At 58.7% G+C, this 20,486-nt stretch carries 20 protein-coding genes and 1 tRNA gene; 8 read left to right on the top strand and 13 right to left on the bottom strand.

Annotated elements, in window-relative coordinates; genetic code table 11:
* Positions 1 to 11: 11 nt before the first annotated feature.
* Together HP564_RS09685 and copA are read right to left on the bottom strand one after the other, a co-directional pair.
* Complete coding sequence (locus HP564_RS09685) at positions 12 to 812, bottom strand: TraB/GumN family protein (protein ID WP_371242462.1); 801 nt, start codon at positions 810 to 812, stop codon at positions 12 to 14.
* Between the two features lie 61 nt (positions 813 to 873).
* Positions 874 to 3,393, bottom strand: a complete 2,520-nt coding sequence (gene copA / locus HP564_RS09690) for a copper-exporting P-type ATPase CopA (protein WP_371242464.1) — start codon at positions 3,391 to 3,393, stop codon at positions 874 to 876.
* 136 nt (positions 3,394 to 3,529) lie between these two features.
* Here copA and cueR point away from each other — a divergent pair, with 136 nt between their 5' ends.
* Entirely contained in the window at positions 3,530 to 3,946 is a 417-nt protein-coding gene (cueR, locus tag HP564_RS09695; RefSeq protein ID WP_371242466.1) for a Cu(I)-responsive transcriptional regulator, read from the top strand.
* Here the strand turns inward: cueR and HP564_RS09700 are convergent.
* The 5 genes from HP564_RS09700 to tesA form a co-directional block, all read right to left on the bottom strand.
* Positions 3,943 to 4,389 carry an NfeD family protein gene (locus tag HP564_RS09700; RefSeq protein ID WP_371242468.1) on the bottom strand — a complete coding sequence of 149 codons (447 nt, stop codon included), beginning with the start codon at positions 4,387 to 4,389 and terminating at the stop codon, positions 3,943 to 3,945. The two genes, cueR and HP564_RS09700, sit on opposite strands and share 4 nt — an antisense overlap.
* A complete protein-coding gene (locus HP564_RS09705; protein WP_371242470.1) occupies positions 4,389 to 5,303 on the bottom strand; it encodes an SPFH domain-containing protein in 915 nt (304 codons plus the stop codon). Before HP564_RS09705 ends, HP564_RS09700 begins: the two co-directional genes overlap by 1 nt.
* Positions 5,304 to 5,365: 62 nt before the next feature.
* Positions 5,366 to 6,223, bottom strand: a complete 858-nt coding sequence (locus HP564_RS09710; RefSeq protein WP_371242472.1) for a co-chaperone YbbN — start codon at positions 6,221 to 6,223, stop codon at positions 5,366 to 5,368.
* Positions 6,224 to 6,291: 68 nt separating this feature from the next.
* On the bottom strand, positions 6,292 to 7,065 hold the full coding sequence (locus HP564_RS09715; protein WP_371242474.1) for an SDR family oxidoreductase: 774 nt from the start codon (positions 7,063 to 7,065) through the stop codon (positions 6,292 to 6,294).
* 32 nt (positions 7,066 to 7,097) lie between these two features.
* Positions 7,098 to 7,724: a multifunctional acyl-CoA thioesterase I/protease I/lysophospholipase L1 gene (gene tesA / locus HP564_RS09720; RefSeq protein ID WP_371242476.1), complete on the bottom strand. Its 627-nt coding sequence runs from the start codon at positions 7,722 to 7,724 to the stop codon at positions 7,098 to 7,100.
* On the opposite strand from tesA, the gene ybbA reads away from it, so the two are divergent.
* Together ybbA and ybbP are read left to right on the top strand one after the other, a co-directional pair.
* Positions 7,692 to 8,378, top strand: a complete 687-nt coding sequence (gene ybbA, locus HP564_RS09725) for a putative ABC transporter ATP-binding protein YbbA (protein ID WP_371242478.1) — start codon at positions 7,692 to 7,694, stop codon at positions 8,376 to 8,378. The two genes, tesA and ybbA, sit on opposite strands and share 33 nt — an antisense overlap.
* Positions 8,375 to 10,792, top strand: a complete 2,418-nt coding sequence (gene ybbP / locus HP564_RS09730) for a putative ABC transporter permease subunit YbbP (RefSeq protein ID WP_371242480.1) — start codon at positions 8,375 to 8,377, stop codon at positions 10,790 to 10,792. Before ybbA ends, ybbP begins: the two co-directional genes overlap by 4 nt.
* Before the next feature lie 184 nt (positions 10,793 to 10,976).
* Here the strand turns inward: ybbP and purK are convergent, their stop codons facing one another.
* The 4 genes from purK to ppiB all read right to left on the bottom strand — a co-directional run bounded on the left by purK (position 10,977) and on the right by ppiB (position 13,889).
* Positions 10,977 to 12,041, bottom strand: coding sequence for a 5-(carboxyamino)imidazole ribonucleotide synthase (purK, locus tag HP564_RS09735; RefSeq protein WP_371242482.1), 1,065 nt, complete (start codon positions 12,039 to 12,041; stop codon positions 10,977 to 10,979).
* Entirely contained in the window at positions 12,038 to 12,547 is a 510-nt protein-coding gene (gene purE / locus HP564_RS09740; protein WP_371242484.1) for a 5-(carboxyamino)imidazole ribonucleotide mutase, read from the bottom strand. Before purE ends, purK begins: the two co-directional genes overlap by 4 nt.
* A gap of 131 nt (positions 12,548 to 12,678) precedes the next feature.
* Entirely contained in the window at positions 12,679 to 13,395 is a 717-nt protein-coding gene (gene lpxH / locus HP564_RS09745) for a UDP-2,3-diacylglucosamine diphosphatase (protein ID WP_371242486.1), read from the bottom strand.
* Positions 13,395 to 13,889: a peptidylprolyl isomerase B gene (gene ppiB / locus HP564_RS09750; RefSeq protein ID WP_371242743.1), complete on the bottom strand. Its 495-nt coding sequence runs from the start codon at positions 13,887 to 13,889 to the stop codon at positions 13,395 to 13,397. The genes lpxH and ppiB overlap by 1 nt, the downstream gene beginning before the upstream one ends.
* A gap of 217 nt (positions 13,890 to 14,106) precedes the next feature.
* On the opposite strand from ppiB, the gene cysS reads away from it, so the two are divergent.
* Complete coding sequence (gene cysS / locus HP564_RS09755; RefSeq protein ID WP_371242488.1) at positions 14,107 to 15,492, top strand: cysteine--tRNA ligase; 1,386 nt, start codon at positions 14,107 to 14,109, stop codon at positions 15,490 to 15,492.
* A gap of 35 nt (positions 15,493 to 15,527) precedes the next feature.
* Positions 15,528 to 16,625, top strand: coding sequence for an AAA family ATPase (locus HP564_RS09760; RefSeq protein WP_371242490.1), 1,098 nt, complete (start codon positions 15,528 to 15,530; stop codon positions 16,623 to 16,625).
* A 26-nt stretch (positions 16,626 to 16,651) separates the two neighbouring features.
* Here HP564_RS09760 and ybcJ read toward each other — a convergent pair whose 3' ends face one another.
* Positions 16,652 to 16,864: a ribosome-associated protein YbcJ gene (ybcJ, locus tag HP564_RS09765; protein ID WP_123798978.1), complete on the bottom strand. Its 213-nt coding sequence runs from the start codon at positions 16,862 to 16,864 to the stop codon at positions 16,652 to 16,654.
* Positions 16,864 to 17,730, bottom strand: coding sequence for a bifunctional methylenetetrahydrofolate dehydrogenase/methenyltetrahydrofolate cyclohydrolase FolD (gene folD / locus HP564_RS09770; RefSeq protein ID WP_371242492.1), 867 nt, complete (start codon positions 17,728 to 17,730; stop codon positions 16,864 to 16,866). The genes ybcJ and folD overlap by 1 nt, the downstream gene beginning before the upstream one ends.
* A gap of 181 nt (positions 17,731 to 17,911) precedes the next feature.
* Between folD and HP564_RS09775 the strand changes: the two genes are divergently transcribed.
* From HP564_RS09775 to HP564_RS09785, 3 genes are all read left to right on the top strand, one after another.
* Positions 17,912 to 17,988, top strand: a tRNA-Arg gene (locus HP564_RS09775).
* A gap of 166 nt (positions 17,989 to 18,154) precedes the next feature.
* Positions 18,155 to 19,369: a tyrosine-type recombinase/integrase gene (locus tag HP564_RS09780; protein WP_371242494.1), complete on the top strand. Its 1,215-nt coding sequence runs from the start codon at positions 18,155 to 18,157 to the stop codon at positions 19,367 to 19,369.
* A 63-nt stretch (positions 19,370 to 19,432) separates the two neighbouring features.
* On the top strand, positions 19,433 to 20,473 hold the full coding sequence (locus HP564_RS09785; RefSeq protein WP_371242496.1) for a DUF6387 family protein: 1,041 nt from the start codon (positions 19,433 to 19,435) through the stop codon (positions 20,471 to 20,473).
* Positions 20,474 to 20,486 lie beyond the last annotated feature (13 nt).

Here is a 20,486-nt window from a genome sequence, read left to right on the forward strand (position 1 = left end):
CTTCTTTTTTTCTAACGCTGTAACAGCGCCGGCAGGTTTTCATCGCCATACAGATGCAGCGCGCCTACCGCCACCACATAATGTCCGGACGGCAGCGCCCGTAACCGTTCACACCACTGGGCATTGCGCTGTGAAATGAGCGCATCGTTCAGGGCAGAGCTGAACGTTGAGGGCAGGGTGATGCGTGGTTCACGCGGCGGTGCATCCAGCCACCAGCTCACCATCATCTGCAACAGCCGCGCATTGGTATGCCAGTGCGTCAGCGTATCTTTCAGCAGCGCCATCCCGTCGTCCGGCAGGGATTTCAGCAGCGCAATTTGCGTCTGCGCGCCTTCCAGTTCAATAACCGGCTTGTGCATCGCTTTCGCTGCCTGCAGCAGCTGAAAATCGATGCCGTAATCGGGGCGCAACCCAAGTCGCTGCGCCTGCTGTGCCTGTAACATCAGGGCGATCTGCCAGGCGGGCAGGGTATCGAACATGATCATTGAGAGGTGCAGCTCGCCGCACAACGCACTCAGCGTGGCCTGCTCATCGGGCGCCAGGCGGAGGCTGAGCGGCTCACGCGTCTCGGCCTCATCAAACGGCGAACCGCCCTGGGTAATATCCGCTTCGACAATCAGCGCATCTGCTTTTTGCAGCTGACGCAGCAGGCGCGGGGGCAGCGGCTGCATGTCACGAGTGCCCATATGAATGCTGCCCACCAGATGCAGCAGGCGGTCGTCCAGCCGAATATCCTGGGCGGGCCAGCGGTAGCTGGCGGGAAAGAGCCGGCTTATCAGCCCGTGCAAACTGCGCCAGATAGTGCCTGTCATTCCCTGTCCTTACTCAGTCAAAACGCCATGCTAGCGATTCCTGCTGCTGAAAAACAGCGCATTAACGGCTATTGCGCTGCGCCGGACGAAAGCGCAGCAAACGGTTGGCGTTACTGACGACGGTAATCGATGAGAGGGCCATTGCGGCCCCGGCCACCACCGGGCTGAGCAGCGCGCCAGTCAGCGGATAGAGCACGCCCGCTGCCAGCGGAATGCCCAGGCTGTTATAGATAAACGCGCCCAGCAGATTCTGACGAATATTGCGCAGCGTCGCGCTGGCAAGCGCCAGGGCATCGGCAACGCTGTCCAGATCGGCGCGCATCAGGGCGATGGGTGCGGTCTCCAGCGCCACATCGCTGCCGCCGCCCATGGCAATGCCGACGTCCGCCTGCGCCAGCGCAGGGGCATCGTTAATGCCGTCGCCCACCATCGCCACGCACCGGCCTTGCTGTTGCAGCCTGGCGATGGTTTGCGCTTTCGCCTCTGGCAGCACCCCGGCAATCACTTCATCAATGCCCGCCTGCTGGGCGATGGCGCGAGCGGTCTCTTCACGGTCGCCGGTCAGCATCATTAAACGGTAGCCCGCCTGATGAAGCCGTTGCAGCGCGGCTTTACTCTCAGGACGCAGCTGGTCGCGTAGTGCAATCAGGCCGACAAGTTCGCCGTCCTGCGCCAGCAGCACTGGCGTCGCCCCCTGACGCGACAGCCGCTCAATCTCTGCCCGGGCAGGGGAGAGTCCGACCTGGTTATCCTCCATCAGCGCCACGTTGCCCAGCAGCAGGGCTCTGCCGTCAAGTATGCCGCTGACGCCTTTACCGCGTATTGTACGAAATTGCGCTATTTCCCCCCGATCAGCGCTGTGCGATGCGGCAACAATCGCCTGCGCCAGCGGATGGCTGGCATTTTTCTCCAGCACGGCGGCGCGCTCTAACACCGCGTCGCGTGACCAGTCGCCCCACGTCAACACCTTATCAACCTGTGGCTTACCTGTGGTCAGCGTGCCGGTTTTGTCAAATACCAGCGTATCGATGCGGCTGGCGCGCTGTAGTGCATCGGCATCGCGCACCAGCACGCCCAGCTCGGCCGCCCGTCCTACGCCTGCGATAATCGACATCGGCGTGGCGAGGCCCAGCGCGCACGGGCAGGCGATAATCAGCACCGTTGTGGCGATCACCAGCATGTAGGCTATCTGCGGCTGCGGGCCGAACAGATACCAGATGGCCGCACTAATCAGTGCGATGGCCACGACTACCGGTACAAACACCGCCGAGATGCGGTCGGCAAGGCGGCCTACGTCGGGCTTGCTGCTCTGCGCCTGACGCACCAGATGAATGATGCGCGAAAGCGCGGTGTGCTGTCCGGTCGCGCGCGCCACAAAGCGCACCGCGCCGTCCTGCACCAGCGTCCCGGCATAGACCTTGTCACCGGCCCCTTTGCCCTGCGGTACCGCTTCGCCGGTCAGCATCGCTTCGTCAAGCCAGGCCTCACCGTCGCTGATCTCGCCATCCACCGGCACGCGATCGCCGGTCATCAGGCGTAGCGTCATGCCGGGCTGCACCGCGCTGAGCGGCACCAGCCTTTCGCCTTGCTCGCTGACGAGCCGCGCCTGCGCTGGCGTCAAATCGAGCAGGCGCTCAAGGGCTCTGGAAGAGCGCTGTCGTGCACGCTGCTCCAGCGCGTGCCCCAGATTGATCAGGCCGATAATCATCACGCTGGCTTCAAAATAGAGATGGCGCGCCTGGACCGGAAAAAAGTCTGGCCAGATAGCGACGCTGATGGAATAGATCCACGCGGCCGCGGTGCCGAGCGCCACCAGCGTATCCATCGTGGCGCTGCCATTGCGCAGGCTGCGCCAGGCGCTGCGGTAGAAGTGGCCGCCCGCGACGATCATCACCAGCAGCGTCACGATGCCGAGCGTCAGCCACAGGCTGCGGTTAGCGTCGCTGAGCATCATATTGTCGCCGAGCATGCCCCAGATCATCAGGGGCGCACCCAGCGCCAGCGCCAGCGCCGCCTGCCAGCTAAAGCGGCGCATTGCGCTACGCGCACTGTGCTGCTGTTTATCGCGTCGCTCCTGCTCATCCTGCACCGGCTGCGCGTGATAGCCCGCCGCCTCTACGGCGGTAACCAGCTGAGACGCGGCGACGTCGCCCATCACCAGCGCACTGCGTTCGCCAAGGTTGACGCGCGCCTGAGTCACGCCAGGCACCTTTTCCAGCGCCTTTTCTACCCGGCTGACGCAGCTGGCGCAGCTCATGCCCTCAATCAGCAGGAACTGCGCGCTTTCACTCTGTTGTGCCGGCAGGGGTTCCGCCACCGTTGTCAGCGCCTCCGGCGGCGGCTCTGAAGCTGTCAACGGCTCAGGCTTTGGGTGGCTGTCGCCGCTCAGCGTGGCGTGATAGCCCGCTTCTTCCACCGTGGCGATCAGCGCAGCGGCGTCGGCGTCGCCGGTTACCCGTGCGTCATGCTGGGTAACGCTGGCCTGTTCGACATCGTCACGCTTTTCAAGCGCTTCCTTAACACGTTTAACGCAGTGGCCGCAGGTAAGGCCTTCCAGCGCCAGCGAAATGGTCTGAGACATAGTGGGCTCCTGTTGTGTCACAGTTAACAATGTGAGCTTTTTTATCACTCGTGATACAGGCTAAACCTTCCATCAAGGGGAAGGTCAAACTATTTTAACAGGTCTGTAGGTGAAGGGGGCTGGCGAGGAGAAAGAGATGAATATTAGCGATGTGGCGAAAAAAACCGGGCTGACCAGTAAAGCTATCCGCTTTTATGAAGAGAAGGGCGTAGTTACGCCGCCGCTGCGCAGCGACAACGGCTATCGCCGCTACAGCGCGCATCATCTTGACGAGCTGAACCTGTTGCGACAGGCGCGGCAGGTGGGATTCACGCTGGAAGAGTGCCGCGAGCTGGTCATGCTGTTTAACAACCCGGCGCGACACAGCGCCGACGTAAAGGCGCGTACCCTGCAGAAAGCAGCGGAGATCGCTGCACATATTGAAGAACTTCAGGCGATGCGTATAAGACTGCTGGCGCTGGCTGACGCCTGTCCCGGTGATGACAGCGCAGAGTGTCCGATTATCAATGACCTGGCAGGCTGCTGCGGTCACACCCGCATGAAACCCGATTAACGCGGCGCAATGTGCAGCGTGATGCCCTCAATGCCGGTGACGATAACCTGGGTACCAGCAGGCAGATCCTGGTCAGCCTGCACACGCCAGCTACTGTCGCCAAGCTTCACATGACCGACGCCGTTGACCAGCGGTGCATCCAGCGTTAAAAGGGTGCCCGTCAGCTGGGTACCGCGCTGGTTTAGCGAGTTAGGTTGCTGACTACGCTCGCGATAACGTATCCAGCGATACCAGAGGTAGACGCAAACCAGCGTCAGCAGCGCAAACAGTGAGCCCTGCGCCGTCCAGCTAAAGGGAGAGAGCCACTCAACGATGCCGACCAGCACCGCCGCGATGCCGCTCCAGAGCAGATAGCCACTGGTGCCCAGCATCTCCGCTGCCAGCAACAGGCCACCCAGAGTCAGCCAGAACCAGTGCGGATGCGCGATCATCTCCATCAGCATTAGCGTTTCGACTCAGAGGATGTGCTTTTCAGCAACTCGCTGATCCCCGCCACCGAGCCCAGCAGGCTGCTGGCGTCCAGCGGCATCATCACCACTTTACTGTTGCTGGCCTCGCCAATTTTTTGCAGCGCGTCGGTATATTTCTGCGCCACAAAGTAGTTCACGGCCTGGATGTCGCCCGCTGCAATCGCTTCGGAGACCATTTTCGTGGCAGCCGCTTCCGCTTCTGCCTGACGCTCGCGCGCCTCAGCCTGTAAAAACGCCGAGGTGCGTTCTCCTTCCGCTTTCAGGATGCGCGACTGCTTATCCCCCTCGGCGCGCAGGATGGCTGCCTGACGCACCCCTTCTGCCGCCAGGATGTCGGCACGTTTGGTACGCTCCGCCTTCATCTGCGCGTTCATGGCGGCGATCAGCTCCTGCGGCGGACGCACGTCGCGGATCTCAATACGGGTGATTTTTACGCCCCAGGGGTTGGTGGCTTCATCGACGATATGCAGCAGGCGTGTATTAATATTATCGCGCTGCGACAGCATCTCATCCAGTTCCATGCCGCCAAGCACGGTGCGGATATTGGTCATGGTGAGATTAATAATCGCCAGCTCAAGGTTGCTGACCTCATAGGCGGCGCGCGCCGGATCCACGGCCTGGATAAAGCAGACGGCGTCAATGGTGACGTTGGCGTTGTCTTTAGAGATCACTTCCTGGGAGGGGATATCAAGCACCCGCTCCATCATATTGATCTTGTGACCAATGCGATCCATAAAGGGCACCACCAGGCTCAGGCCGGGCTGTAGCGTGCGGGTATAGCGCCCGAAGCGTTCCACGGTCCACTGATAGCCCTGCGGTACGATTTTGACGCCTGCCCATACGGTAACGAGGGCGAGCACAATCAGCACCGGGATAACTGTTAACATATAACCTCCTGATTGTCAGATAACGGGCCGAGTCGCTTCGGCCCGGATACGGCGGAGCCGAATCAGTAGAGCAGGGAGTAGAGCTGGCGGCGATAGCGGGCGGCGAGTGCGTCACCGGTTCCGAGCGCGGCCAGAATCTCCTGCAGCATTTTGCGCACCTGTCCATCACCTGCATTCAAATCACGCTTCAGAAAACCCAGCAGCAGCTCCAGCGCCTCTTCGTTACGCCCTACCTGATGGAGCTGTAACGACAGCTTAGCAGCCAGCTCGGCATTCGCAGGATCGCTTTCCAGCAGCGCCTGCAGCTGCTGAATTTCTGGGGTATCTGCGGCCTGTTTCAGCAGATCGATCTGTGCAATCAGACCCTGATAGCGTGTGTCCTGATCCTGCAGGGGAACTTTCGCCAGCACCTCTTCCGCTTCATCGCTGCGGTTAAGGGCGATCAGCACCTCTGCCAGCAGAAAACCGATTTCGCTCGCCTGGCCACTGAGCTGCCAGGCGTCTTTTAACAGCGGCAGCGCTTCCAGCGGTTTGCCTTCGTCCATCAGCGCCAGCGCCTGCTGTGCCTTCAACTCTTCTTCGCGCGGCAGCACTTTTTCCAGCAGTGCGCGAATCGCCTCTTCCGGCTGCGGGCCCTGGAAGCCGTCAACCGGCTGACCGTTCTGGAACAGATAGACCGTTGGAATCGAGCGCAGACCAAACTGCGATGCAACCATCTGTTCTTTATCACAGTCCAGTTTCGCCAGAATAAACTGACCCGCATACTCCTGCGCCAGCCGCTCCAGCAGCGGCGTTAGCTGCTGGCAATGTTGGCTGCGATCCGACCAGAAATAGAACAGCACCGGGATTTGCATGGACTGTTCCAGCGTCTGGTGCAGGTTGGATTCATTGATGTCGATAATCGAAGCGTGTGGTGACATGACTAAGTCTCTTGGCAGAAAGTGTTTAAAGAATATGGGGCCGAACGGCCCCGCTTCAAGATGAATTCTCAGTGTCTGCTTAAAATGCGATCCAGCATCCAGCCTGGCAGCAGCCGTTTCAGGATGCTCATGGCGTGTGCGACCAGCGTCACTGGATAGCGCAGGCGCGGACGGGGACTTTCCAGCGCATGGCGCAGCCTGGGCAAAATGGCTTCCGGCGGCAGGGTAAAGCGTGCGGCGATGCCGGGATTACGCACGGGGTTACCCGGTTCCCCCTGCGTGACGTTGTCGGTAAAGCGTGTCTGTATGGGGCCCGGCTCAATCAGGCTGACGCGCACGCCGCTGCGACGCACCTCAAGGCGCAGCGCATCGCTCCAGGCCTCAAGCGCATATTTACTGGCGGCATAGGCGCCGCGTCCGGGGGTGGAGATCAGCCCCATGACCGAACTGGTATTGACGATGCGTGCATCGCCGTGTGCCTCAAGCGCAGGCAGCAACCGCATCGTCAGCTGATGGGTGCCGAAAAAATTGGTCGAGAACTGCTGCTCCAGCTGCTGGCGCGACAGCGTACGCAGCGGTCCATAGAGGCCGAAGCCGCCATTGTTGAACAGGGCGAACAGACGATGATTGGTCAGCGCCAGGATCTCATCGGCCGCACGGTCAATGCTTTGCGCATCGTCGAGATCCAGTCTCACCGCCGTAAAGCCCCGCGTGCGCATTTGCGCGACATCTTCTGACTTGCGGCAGGCCGCAATCACGCGATAGCCACGCGCCAGCAAATCCTCTGCGGCTACCCGGCCAATACCGCTGGAACAGCCAGTGATGACAATGGTCTTTTGCATATCTTTACCCATAAAAAGCGCGTCGCTTCCCGTTACTCATGCTTAACTAAAGGAGCCAGTTCTTTCGCCATCAGCTCGGCAATAAAGGGCTGCGCATCAGGATTCGGGTGAATACCGTCCTGCTGCATCCATTCAGATTTCAGGTAGACCTGCTCCATAAAAAAGGGCACCAGAGGAATGTTGTATTGCTGTGCCAGTCTGGGATAGATCCCGCTGAACGCTTCCGTATAACGCCGCCCGTAGTTGGCGGGCAGACGAACCTGCATGAGCAGCGGCCTGGCATTGGCCGCCTTCACGTCGTCAATGATTTTGCGCAGATCCTGCTCAATGCTCTGCGGCGAAAAACCGCGCAGGCCATCGTTGCCGCCCAGTTCGATTAACACCCACTGCGGCTGATGCTGTTTTAATAACGCCGGTAAACGCGCCAGACCCTGGGCCGTGGTATCGCCACTGATGCTGGCGTTAACCACCCTGGGCTGCTGTTGCCAGTGGCTGTTCAGCAGGCTCGGCCAGGCGACGCTGGCCGACATACGATAGCCTGCGCTCAGGCTGTCGCCTAAAACCAGTAACGTGCTCGCCGAAGCCAGATGCGACACCAGCATAAGAACGAAAAACAGGAAAGGATAATGCCAGCGGAAAACATTCTTGAAGTTCATCATCTTACAAAGTCCGTCGGTCAGGGGGAACACCCGTTAACCATCCTCACCGGAGTTGACTTCATTGTCAAACGAGCCGAGACCATTGCGCTTACGGGCGAATCAGGCTCTGGCAAATCGACGCTACTGGGCATTCTGGCAGGTCTTGATGATGGCAGCAGTGGCGAGGTGAATCTGCTGGGGCAGCCGCTGCACCGGCTGGATGAGGAGCAGCGCGCGGCCCTGCGGGCGACGCAGGTAGGTTTTGTGTTCCAGTCTTTTATGCTGGTACCGACCCTTAACGCGCTGGAGAATGTGCAGTTGCCTGCGCTGCTGCGCGGCGACAGCGATCGCCAGAGCCGTGAGCAGGCGCGCGAGCTGCTTACTCAGCTTGGGCTGGGCGCACGCCTGACGCATCTGCCTGCCCAGCTCTCCGGCGGTGAACAGCAGCGTGTGGCGCTGGCACGCGCCTTTAACGGGCGGCCTGGCCTGCTGTTTGCCGATGAGCCAACCGGCAATCTGGACCGCAAAACCGGCGATCACATCGCCGATCTGCTGTTTTCCCTGAACCGCGACTATGCCACTACGCTGATCCTGGTGACGCATGATGAACAGCTGGCGGCGCGCTGTGACCGTCGACTCAGGCTGCGCGACGGCAAAGTGTGGGAGGAACAATGATCTGGCGCTGGTTCTGGCGCGAGTGGCGTTCGCCCTCGCTGTTAATTGTCTGGCTGGCGCTGACGCTGGCGGTGGCCTGCGTGCTGGCGCTTGGCACCATTGGCGATCGTATGGAAAAAGGGCTGAGCCAGCAGAGTCGCGACTTTATGGCCGGTGACCGCACGCTGCGCAGCAGCACGCCCGTCCCCGAAGCCTGGCTTGTCAGGGCGCGGCAGGAGGGGCTGAGCGTGAGCGGGCAGCTCAGCTTTATGACCATGACCTTCGCTGGCGAGACGCCGCAGCTGGCAGCGGTGAAGGCGGTAGATAACCGCTATCCGATGTTTGGCGAGCTGCAAACCGATCCGCCCGGCCTGAAGCCCCGGCCAGGCACGGCGCTGGCCGCACCGCGTCTGATGGCGCTACTCAACCTTAAGGTGGGCGATCGGCTGGACGTGGGAGATGCCAGCCTGCTCATTGCAGGTGAGGTCATTCAGGAGCCCGACGGCGGCTTTAACCCTTTTCAGATGGCTCCACGCCTGTTGATTAACCTCAATGACGCGCAAAAAACGGGGGCGATCCAGCCCGGCAGCCGCCTGACGTGGCGCTATCAGTTTGCCGGAAACCGCACGCAGCTGGCGCGCTACGATAGCTGGATCCAGCCGCAGCTGAAGGCCGACCAGCGCTGGATCAGCGTGGAAAACAGCGAGGATGCGCTGGGCCGTTCTATGCAGCGCGCCCAGCAGTTCCTGCTGCTGTCGGCCCTGCTGACGCTGATGCTGGCCATCGCCGCCGTGGCGGTCGCGATGAGCCACTACTGCCGCAGCCGTTACGATCTGGTGGCGGTGCTAAAAACCCTGGGCGCGACGCGCAGCGCGCTACAGCGTCTGATTATTGGTCAGTGGCTGGCGGTGCTGCTGCTGGCGACACTCTGTGGCGGCGGAGTGGGGCTGGGGGTTGAGGCGCTGCTGATGCAGATGCTGAAGCCGGTGCTGCCCGCGACGCTGCCGCCTGCCAGCGGCTGGCCGTGGCTCTGGGCTGTAGGCTCGCTGTTTGTGATTTCACTGATGGTGGGTCTGCGGCCCTATCGGCTGCTGCTGGCGACCCAGCCGCTACGCGTGCTGCGACGCGATGCGGTGGCGACCCTCTGGCCGCTAAAATATTATCTCCCGGCCATGGCGCTGCTGGTGGTGGCCCTGCTGGCGCTGCTGGTGGGCGGCAGCAAGATGCTGTGGGCACTGCTGGCAGGGGTGGCGGTGCTGGCGGGCCTGCTGGCACTGCTCGGCTGGAGCGTCCTGCTGTTACTGCGGCGACTGGCCGTGCGCAGCCTGGCGCTGCGGCTGGCGATCAGTCGGCTACTGCGCCAGCCCGGCATGACGCTGAGCCAGCTGGCCGCGTTCTCGCTCTCCTTTATGCTGCTGGCGCTGCTGCTGGTGATGCGCGGCGATTTGCTGGATCGCTGGCAGCAGCAGTTGCCTGCCGATAGCCCCAACTTCTTTTTGCTCAATATGACGCAGGATCAGGTGCCCCAGGTGCGCGCCTTTCTCGCCGCGCATCAGGTTAAACCTGAGACGTTTTACCCGATTGCGCGGGTGCGGCTGACCGGGCTTAATGGCAAAGCGGCAGACCCCAGCGTGGACAGTGCGCTGAACCGCGAGCTCAACCTGACGTGGATGAGCGAACGGCCGGATCACAACCCGCTGGTGGCGGGCAGCTGGCCGCCGAAGCCGGGCGAAGTCTCCATGGAAACGGAGCTGGCCGGGCGGCTGGGCGTCAGGCTGGGAGATACGCTGACCTTTACCGGCGATACCCAGGCGTTCAGCGCGACGATTACCAGCCTGCGCAAGGTGGACTGGGAGAGTCTGCGGCCCAACTTTTTCTTTATCTTTCCGCCCGGTGCGCTCGATGCCCAGCCGCAAACCTGGCTTACCAGTTTCCGGCTGGAGAACAATCCCGCGCTGCTGGCGCAGCTGAACCGCGCCTTTCCGACACTGAGCCTGTTAGATATTGGCAGCATTATGCGGCAGATTGGTCAGGTCCTGACGCAGGTGAGTCAGGCGCTGGAGATTATGGTGGTGCTGGTGACTTTTTGCGGTGTCCTGCTGTTGCTGGCGCAGATTCAGGTCGGGATGCGGCAGCGGCGGCAGGAACTGGTGGTGTGCCGCACGCTGGGCGCGGGCAAGAAGCTGCTGCGCGCTACGCTGTGGTGGGAGTTTGCGCTGCTTGGCATCGTCTCTGGCGTAGCGGCGGCGCTGGGTGCTGAAGCGGCGCTCTGGGCGCTGCAGCGTAAGATTTTTGATTTCCCCTGGCAGCCTGACTGGACGCTCTGGCTGGCGCTCCCCTTGAGTGGCGCGCTGCTGCTGTCGATCTGTGGCGGCTGGCTGGGCATCAGGCTGCTGCACGGCAAGGCACTGTTCCGGCGTTTCGAGTCGGCCTGACGCACCGTCAGGCCGCTGTCAGAGCCTGAAAGCGAGAAGCGGGACGGGAAAGAGGGGAGTGTCGGGGAAAAAATGGCTGGTTCTGTTCAGCGAAGACGGTGCACTGGCCCTTTACGGACGCACCCCAGCAAGGGGGGTGCGTTTCCACGCGGGCGCGCAATTTCCGCCTCAGCGAAAGAGGGGATTACACCTTGTCGATGGTCCATGCAATGCCGCTGGCGTACTCAGGCGGCAGCATCGGCACAAGGGCCTTTAACGCCGTGGTCAGCCGCGCGCTGTCGCTGTCGGTCAGGTTGAGATGGCCAACTTTGCGGCCGGAGCGCACCTCTTTGTCATACCAGTGCAGATGCACCAGCGGCTGCTGTAGCCAGTCGCTGTTAAGTGCGGTTCCAATCAGGTTGACCATGACCGATGGCGCGATCACCACCGGCTGGGGGAGCGCCAGACCCAGAATCGCGCGCAGGTGCAGCTCGAACTGGCTGATGGAGGCCCCGTTCTGCGTCCAGTGCCCGCTGTTGTGTACGCGCGGAGCCAGCTCATTGATCAGCAGGCCTTCAGGCGTGACAAAACACTCCATTGCCATCACGCCCACATAGTTCAGTTCATGCATGATGGCGCTGAGCATTGCTTCGGCCTGCGCCTGCTGTGCCGCATCCGCCTGGGGGAAGGCAACGCTGGTGCGCAGAATGCCGTCCTGATGCAGGTTGTGAGTCAGCGGATAAAATACGGTACGTCCGTCCCGGCCACGTGCGCCGACCAGTGAGACTTCACCAGAAAAGTTAATGCCCTGTTCCACAATGCATTCGCCATAGCACTCGTCAGGCAGCGCAGCGGTTTCGTTCGCGCGCAGCCGCCACTGGCCGCGACCGTCATAGCCACCGGTGCGGCGCTTGACGATAGCCAGCTCGCCCAGCGCGGCGAACACCTGTGGCCACTCGCGCTTGTCGGCCAGCAGCTGCCATGGCGCAGTAGCGAGGTTTAGCTGGTCGAGCAGCTGTTTCTGCGTCAGGCGGTCGGCCAGTCGCGGGAAAATGTCACGATTGACGAACGCCGGATGTACCGCCAGCTCGCGCGTCAGCGCAGTTTCTGGCCAGCGCTCGATCTCGGCGGTAATGACGCTCTGCGCAATCGGCAGCGCGTCGGGTTCGGCATCAAGACCAACCGGATAGACGGCGATGCCCAGCGGCTCACCCGCCTGGCGCAGCATGCGACCCAGCTGACCATTGCCCAGTACGCAAACCGGCTTCATGCTTCCTCCCGCGGATCCGGGTTGTTCAGCACCTCATCGGTCTGCGCCTGACGCCATTCGCTAAGGCGCGTCGCCAGCGCCGCATCGTGGAGCGCCAGAATCTGCGCCGCCAGCAGGCCCGCGTTGGCAGCGCCCGCTTTACCGATGGCCAGGGTGCCCACCGGAATGCCGCGCGGCATCTGCACAATAGAGTAGAGGCTGTCGACACCACTCAGCGCCGCGCTCTGCACCGGCACGCCCAGTACCGGCACCAGGGTTTTTGCTGCCAGCATACCCGGCAGATGCGCTGCACCGCCTGCGCCCGCAATAATCACCTGATAGCCGTTATCCGCTGCCGTTTCGGCGAAGCTGAACAGCTTATCTGGCGTACGGTGGGCGGAGACCACTTCAACATGGAAGGGGACCTCCAGACGGGTGAGGATTTCCGCAGCGAACTGCATGGTGGACCAGTCACTTTTTGAGCCCATCACAATGGCAATGCGTGCCGGGGCGGCGTTGGATGACATGCGGTCAACTCCTGTGAATAAACAAACGAACCTGGCCGGTCAGGCCGGTAAAGAAGGGCACAGAGAATAGCATGAGAAAGCCGTAAGGAAAACGGTTGCGTCGCCGCTTTTACCGCAGGTTTTGCGGCTTTTTAAAAGTCGAATTCAATCAGGCTAATGCCGCTGGCGTCGAGCTGGATCATGGAGCCGCGCGCGTGCCATGCGCCGAGTACGGCCCGTTTAGCAGGCTGCCCCTGAAGCATAAAGGCGTGAATCGCCGGACGATGGGTATGACCGTGGATCATCAGGCTGACCTGCTGGCGCTGCATTGCTGCGGCAACCGCCTGCGCGTTGACGTCCATAATGGTCTGCGATTTGTGCTGGTTTGCCTGTTTACTGCCGTCGCGCATACGTGCGGCGATGCGCTGGCGTATAAACAAGGGCAGGGCCAGGAAGAGGCGTTGTAACCAGCGCTGATGAACCTTTGCGCGAAAGCGTTGATAGCCCGCGTCGTCGGTACAGAGCGTGTCACCGTGCAGGATCAGCACGCGATGGCCGTAACCTGTCAGCACCTGCTCTTCCGGCAGAAGCGTCATGCCGCTGACGCGACCGTAATCCTCGCCCAGCAAAAAGTCGCGGTTGCCGTGTATAAAGTAGACCGGGACCGGCAGTGCCCGCAGCGCGTCAGCCACCTGCTGATGCAGCGGACTGGGATCGTCATCGCCAATCCAGGCTTCAAACAGATCGCCCAGGATATAAAGTGCGTCACAGTGCGACGCTTCACGCGCCAGAAAACGCAGAAAACCGGCGGTAATCGCCGGTTCTTCCTGGCACAGATGTAAATCTGCGATAAACAGGGTGCGCGACATTACTCGCTGACGATCACTTTCTGGATAATGACGTCATCCTTCGGAACGTCCTGGTGCATACCGCTGCGGCCGGTTGAAACCGCTTTAATTTTCTCAACCACGTCCATGCCTTCAACGACTTCCGCAAATACGCAGTAGCCCCAGCCCTGCAGGCTTTCATCACGGAAGTTCAGGAAGTCGTTGTCAGCGACGTTGATGAAAAACTGTGCGGTTGCTGAGTGTGGAGCAGAGGTGCGCGCCATTGCCAGCGTGCCGCGGGTGTTTTTCAGGCCGTTGTTTGCTTCGTTGCGAATTTCCGCTTTGGTTGCTTTCTGCTTCATGCCCGGCTCAAAACCGCCGCCCTGGATCATAAAGCCGTTGATCACACGGTGGAAAATCGTGTTGTCATAAAAACCTTCACGGCAGTATTCGAGGAAGTTTTGCACGGTAGCAGGCGCTTTATCGTCAAAGGTTTTAATTACGATGTCGCCGTGGTTGGTCTGGAAAGTAACCATCATTCTCGTCCTGTAAAGGTTGTCGTCAGTCGTCTGGCCGCCGCAAAACGGGCTGGCCATTTTAGTCGACGCCTCTTATATCATAAATTCTGATGACGCGTCAGCACGCCCGCGGGGCCGTTGGCACGCTGTCGTCGCGCAAGCGTGAAAAATACGGCACAATAACTGAATAACCTGATAAAAGTGTTTACCGCACTCGTCTAAACGGAACTGTTCAATGCTAAAGATTTATAACACCCTGAGTCGACAAAAAGAGGAATTCAAACCTATCCATGCTGGTGAAGTCGGCATGTACGTGTGCGGTATCACGGTGTACGACCTTTGTCATATTGGCCACGGGCGTACGTTCGTGGCGTTCGACGTGGTATCACGCTATCTGCGCTATAGCGGCTATCGTCTTAACTATGTGCGTAACATCACCGACATTGATGACAAAATCATTAAGCGCGCCAACGAGAACGGCGAGAGTATTGAAACGCTGACCAACCGCATGATCGGCGAGATGCACAAAGACTTTGCCGCGCTCGGCATTCTGCCACCGGATCAGGAACCGCGTGCGACGCGCCATATCGCTGAGATTATTGCGCTGGTGGAGCGTCTGATTGCACGCGGCCACGCCTATGTCGCCGACAACGGTGATGTGATGTTTGATGTACCGAGTGATGCTGATTACGGTGCGCTGTCGCGTCAGGACCTGGAGCAGTTGCAGGCTGGTGCCCGCGTAGAAGTCGCTGAGGTGAAGCGTAATCCGATGGACTTCGTGCTGTGGAAAATGTCCAAAGCCGACGAACCAGCCTGGCCCTCGCCGTGGGGTAACGGCCGTCCAGGCTGGCATATCGAGTGCTCGGCGATGAACTGCAAACAGCTCGGTGCGCACTTTGATATTCACGGCGGCGGCTCCGATCTGATGTTCCCTCACCATGAGAACGAGATCGCCCAGTCTACCTGCGCCCACGATGGTCCCTACGTCAACTACTGGATGCACTCCGGTATGGTCATGGTCGATCGTGAAAAGATGTCAAAATCGCTCGGCAATTTTTTCACCGTGCGCGACGTGCTGCAGCACTACGACGCGGAGACGGTGCGCTATTTCCTGATGTCGGGCCACTACCGTAGCCAGCTTAACTACGGCGAAGAGAACCTGAATCAGGCACGTGCGGCGCTGGAGCGACTTTACACCGCGCTGCGCCACACCGATCGCAGCGTGGCGGCAGCGGGTGGCGAAGAGTTTGATGCCCGTTTCCGGGCGGCCATGGATGACGACTTCAATACGCCCGAAGCCTATTCTGTGCTGTTCGACATGGCGCGCGAAGTTAACCGTCTGAAAGGCGAGAGCGATGAGGCGGCCAGTGCGCTGGCGGCGAAGCTGCGTGAAATCGCTAACGTGCTGGGCATCCTGCAACAGGATCCTGAGCAGTTCCTGCAGAGCGGTGCGCAGACTAACGCCGATGAAGTGGCTGAGATTGAGCACTGGGTGCAGGCGCGCGCCGACGCGCGTAAAGAGAAAAACTGGGCGCAGGCCGATATCGCCCGCGACAAGCTGAACGCGCTGGGCGTAATCGTTGAGGACGGCCCGCAGGGCTCAACCTGGCGTCGTAAGTAACGTGTGAGGAGAGGGCACCCAGGTGCCCTTTATTAATGCCTGTCGAAAAGATTGAAATTCACGGCTTTCGCTCGGTGCGCCAGCTCACGCTGTCGTTAACGCAGCTTAACGTGATTAGCGGTCCAAACGGCTGCGGCAAATCGAACCTCTATAAAGCGGTGAAACTGCTGCATGATGCCGCCAGCGGACGGCTGGCGGCGGCGCTGGCGGAAGAGGGCGGTATTCAGAAGGTGATGTGGGCGGGTGGCCAGCGGCGCGGCGATCGGCGTCACGATCCCCGGCGGCTGACGCTGGCGGCACAGATGGACGATCTTGACTACCAGCTTGATATAGGCTTTCCTGAACCGCTGGCGACGTCGCTGTTTAATCTCGACCCGCTGGTGAAAGAGGAAGCGATTTGGCTGAGTGGCCAGCGGCGCAGACCCTCATCCTGCATTATGCACCGGCAAAACCAGACCGCGTTTCTGTACAACGTGGAGGGCGAGCGCGTGGCCTGTCCGGCGATGCTGCATCCCGAGGAGTCGCTGTTCGGTCAACTGGGCGAACCGCACCGCTATCCTGAGCTGTCGCAGCTGCGCGAACGGCTGCGCCAGTGGCGCTTCTATCACGAGTTTGCTGTCTGGCCCGGATCGCCCGTCCGCGTGCCGCAGATCGGCGTACGTTCGCCGGTGCTGGCACACGACGGCAGCAATCTCGCCGCCGCCTGGGCGACCATTGTGGAGCGCGGTCATCATGAGTTGCTCTGTGCGGTTACGGCACAGGCCTTTCCCGACAGTACGTTTCACGTAGACGTGCAGAACGGGCGTTTCCAGATGCAGATGTCGCGGCGCGGTGTGCTGCGCCCGCTCGACAGCCTGGAGTTTTCAGACGGAACGCTGCGCTTTCTCTGTCTGGTGGTGGCGCTGCTCAGCCCAAGACCGCCACAGTTTATGGCGCTGAACGAGCCGGAAAACAGCCTGCATCAGGATCTGCTGCCCGCGCTGGCGCACCTGATTGCCGAGGCCAGCCCGTTTTGTCAGCTGTGGATCACCAGCCATTCGCCGCGTCTGGCGCACCTGATTGCGCAGCATGCGCCGGTAAACCATATTCGGCTGGAGCAGGTTGAAGGAGAGACGCGAATAGCGGGGGCGTAGCAGGGCGTCCCGCAGGACGCCCCAGCTCAGGCGGTGACGGTAACGCGCTGGCCAGCAAACTCAACGGTCTGTCCGGCAACGATCTTGCAGCGCTTGCGGGTTTCCACCGCGCCGTCAACGGTGACTTCGCCGTCGGCGATAACGATTTTCGCCTGCGCGCCGCTCTCTACCCAGCCTTCCAGCTTCAGCAGATCGCACAGGTCAACGTGCGGGAATTTACCCAGTGAAAAGCTTGCCATTACGCTTCCTCTTTATCGTGATAGCTTTCACACGCGTGCAGCGTGTTCTCAATCAGTGTGGCGACGGTCATGGGGCCTACGCCGCCCGGCACCGGGGTAATCCAGGAGGCGCGCTCTGAGGCAGTGTCAAAGTCGACGTCACCCACCACTTTTCCGCTCTCCAGCCGGTTGATACCCACATCGATTACCACCGCGCCCGGCTTGATCCAGTCGCCCGGAATAAAACCTGGCTTGCCAACGGCAACCACCAGCAGATCGGCATGCTCCACGTGGTGACGCAGATTTTTTGTAAAGCGATGCGTGACGGTAGTGGTACAGCCTGCCAGCAGCAGCTCCATGCTCATCGGACGGCCAACAATGTTAGATGCGCCCACCACAACCGCATTCAGGCCGTAGGTATCAATATTGTAACGCTCCAGCAGCGTAATGATGCCGCGTGGCGTGCAGGGACGCAGCGTTGGTGCGCGCTGGCAGAGACGGCCGACGTTATAGGGATGAAAGCCGTCGACATCTTTATCCGGGGTGATGCGTTCCAGCACTTTGACGTTGTCGATACCGGCTGGCAGCGGCAGCTGCACCAGAATGCCGTCGATGTCGCTGTCGTCATTGAGATCGTCAATCAGCTGGAGCAGGTCGGCCTCGCTGGTGGTCGCGGGCAGATCGTAAGAGCGGGAGACAAAGCCTACTTCTTCACAGGCGCGGCGTTTACTGCCAACATAGATTTGCGAGGCCGGGTTTTCACCGACCAGAACCACCGCCAGACCCGGTGCGCGTTTACCTGCTGCCAGACGCTGCTTTACTTTTTCCGCAACCTCAAGGCGCACCTGCTGCGCAATCGTTTTACCGTCAATAATTTTTGCTGCCATCAGAGAGGAAATCCACTGTGTTGTGTTGAATCGGGGAAAGGAGCCTATTCTGTCAGAAGCGTGACGCGCTGTCAGGTTTTGAATCGCCGACGGTTGTCTGAATCTTCGGCATATGCGTCGCGCATACAGCCAAAACCGTTGACTCGTTGAGGTCTCGCCGTATAATCCTCGCCATCTCCACGCGCCCTTAGCTCAGCTGGATAGAGCACCGGCCTTCTAAGCCGTAGGTCACAGGTTCGAATCCTGTAGGGCGTGCCATTTTCACTTCTCCTGTCGTCTACTAAAGTCCACAAAACCCCAGTCAGTAAGCACCTTCCCGCGAATCTCGTTATCTCAACGTCTACTATCATCTATTGAAATCAACAATCATGTGGGGGTACATTTGGGGGTATAGTTCTGTTCAATGAGATGAGATACCCCCAAATTGAAACTTAATGCCCGCACAGTGGACACTTCAAAGGCCAAAGATAAAGCCTATAAGCTCTCTGACGGCGGCGGACTTTACCTTCTCGTTAACACCAATGGCTCACGATACTGGCGCTTGAAGTATCGCGTTGCGGGAAAAGAAAAGCTGCTGGCGCTGGGGGTATATCCTGATGTCTCTCTGGCTGATGCCAGGGCGAAGCGTGATGAAGCAAAACGCACATTAGCTGCTGGTGGTGATCCGGGTGAGGTTAAACAGACGGAAAAGCAGGCTAAGATTCTGGCGGTCAGTAACAGCTTCGAAGCACTGGCGATTGAATGGCATGAGCATAAGCGCCCTAACTGGTCACAGGGCTATGCCAGTGACATCCTGGAGTACCTGCAAAAAGATGTGTTCCCGTTTATCGGTAAACGTGCCATCGCAGAAATCAAAGCGGCAGAGATGCTGCAGGTGCTCAGAAAGATGGAGCAGCGCGGCGTTTTGGATAAATTGAAGAAAACACGTCAGGCTTGCCGCCAGATTTTTACCTACGCCGTCATCACCGGCAGGGCAGAGCATAACCCTGTTACCGATCTCGCCGGCGCACTAAAAGCGCCAAAGCAAAAACATTTCCCTCACTTTCTCACCGAACAGATTGGCGGCTTCCTTCGCGCACTTAGTGAATACACTGGCAGCAAGGTTACACAAAATGCCACACGGCTGTTGATGCTTACTGGCACACGCACGATTGAATTACGCGCCGCTGAATGGGCTGAATTCGATTTAGAGAAAGGCATCTGGCAGATACCTGCAGAACGGATGAAGATGCGCCGCCCTCATGTAGTGCCGCTTTCCATCCAAGCTAAATCTCTCCTTGAAGAAATCCACCAGCTGACGGGAAGAGGACGCTATGTGTTCCCCGGGCGCAACGATGCAGGGAAGACGATGAGCGAGGCCAGTATCAATCAGGTTATCAAACGAATCGGTTATGGCGGTAAAGCTACCGGTCACGGCTTCAGACACACTATGAGCACCATTTTGCATGAGCAGGGCTATAACACTGCATGGATTGAAACGCAGTTGGCTCACGCAGATAAGAACAGTATTCGTGGCACCTACAACCACGCCCAGTATCTGGATGGACGCCGTGAAATGCTTCAGTGGTATGCCGACTATATGGATGCGTTAGAGAAGGGCGAAAACGTGGTTCACGGCTCGTTTGGCAGAAGAGCATAACTGGATGAATAGACAGTATTAGGTGACGATAGTAGACTTCAGTAGACGAATACAGAATAGGCTATGTCTAGGCTGATCCCCGAAAACCCGTACACCTCTACGGGCTGGCATAGCCGCCAAAAAAGAGGAACGCGAGGTGGCGTTATGACAAAAAAAGTTCTTCCAAAAGAAATTAAAAGTTGGTTCTCGCTAAAGAATTACGAAGTTTTCCACTCACTAACTATTGAGCAAATTCTTCTCGAATTAGAGTTTAGGGTAATGTTCCTTATTGATTACACATCTGATGATGAGGAATCAAATGAAGGCTGGCTTCATACCAAATCCAGCTTACTTGAACAAGTAAAGAAGGGAACCATTTTATCGGCAGACCTTTCAGAATTGGCATTTCCAACGGTTGCAGAAAACGCCGCTATCAGAGATAAGAACGATCCTGAGCCTGTCGAGTACAGGATTAATGGTATTCCAGTCATTTCCAATCAACATGGTTTAAAACCTTACCAAGAAGAGTTAAGTGGCGAGGAGTCTATAACCCCCTTCAGTATGGGTGACTTAGCTAGCTACTATCGTTTTTATCTTCGCCATAAACACATAGTCCATGGACACCGAGTTTCGGAAATTAATGACGGTAGAATATTTTCATGTGTTAGTGCTGTAGAAGATGGAAGTTCAGAATTCGAAGATGAAGTAGTCATCAAAGTTAACCTAGCATCTTACACTGATGATGAGTTGCTAGCAGAATTCAAAGAACTCCTTAAAGAATGGCGTTTCGAGCTGGATATTGATGAACCGCAAGCGAGTAAAACTAGGGTAGGGATTTCAACCATTAAGAAAATTATTACCTATAAAGTTTTTCCTTTCCTGGATTTGATGCTCTGGGAAGCAATCAACGGTAGAAAAATTAGCCATGATTTAGCTTCAAGAGTTTTGTTCCCGGATGATGAAGACGATTTCATCGGAGCGCAGCAAGTTAAGGATACAATTCGCCCGTTTGTTGAAAAAATAATCAATGAAGACACTTATCAGCTCGTAAAGCACTATGTAAAGAAAAATAGCTACCTCAAGACTATGAGACTTTCAGATGTTATGAAACTCGCTGAAGATTGAACCACTGGTTTTC

Origin of the sequence: Pantoea sp. KPR_PJ (genome assembly GCF_041386365.1) — a bacterium.
Taxonomy (GTDB): domain Bacteria; phylum Pseudomonadota; class Gammaproteobacteria; order Enterobacterales; family Enterobacteriaceae; genus Pantoea.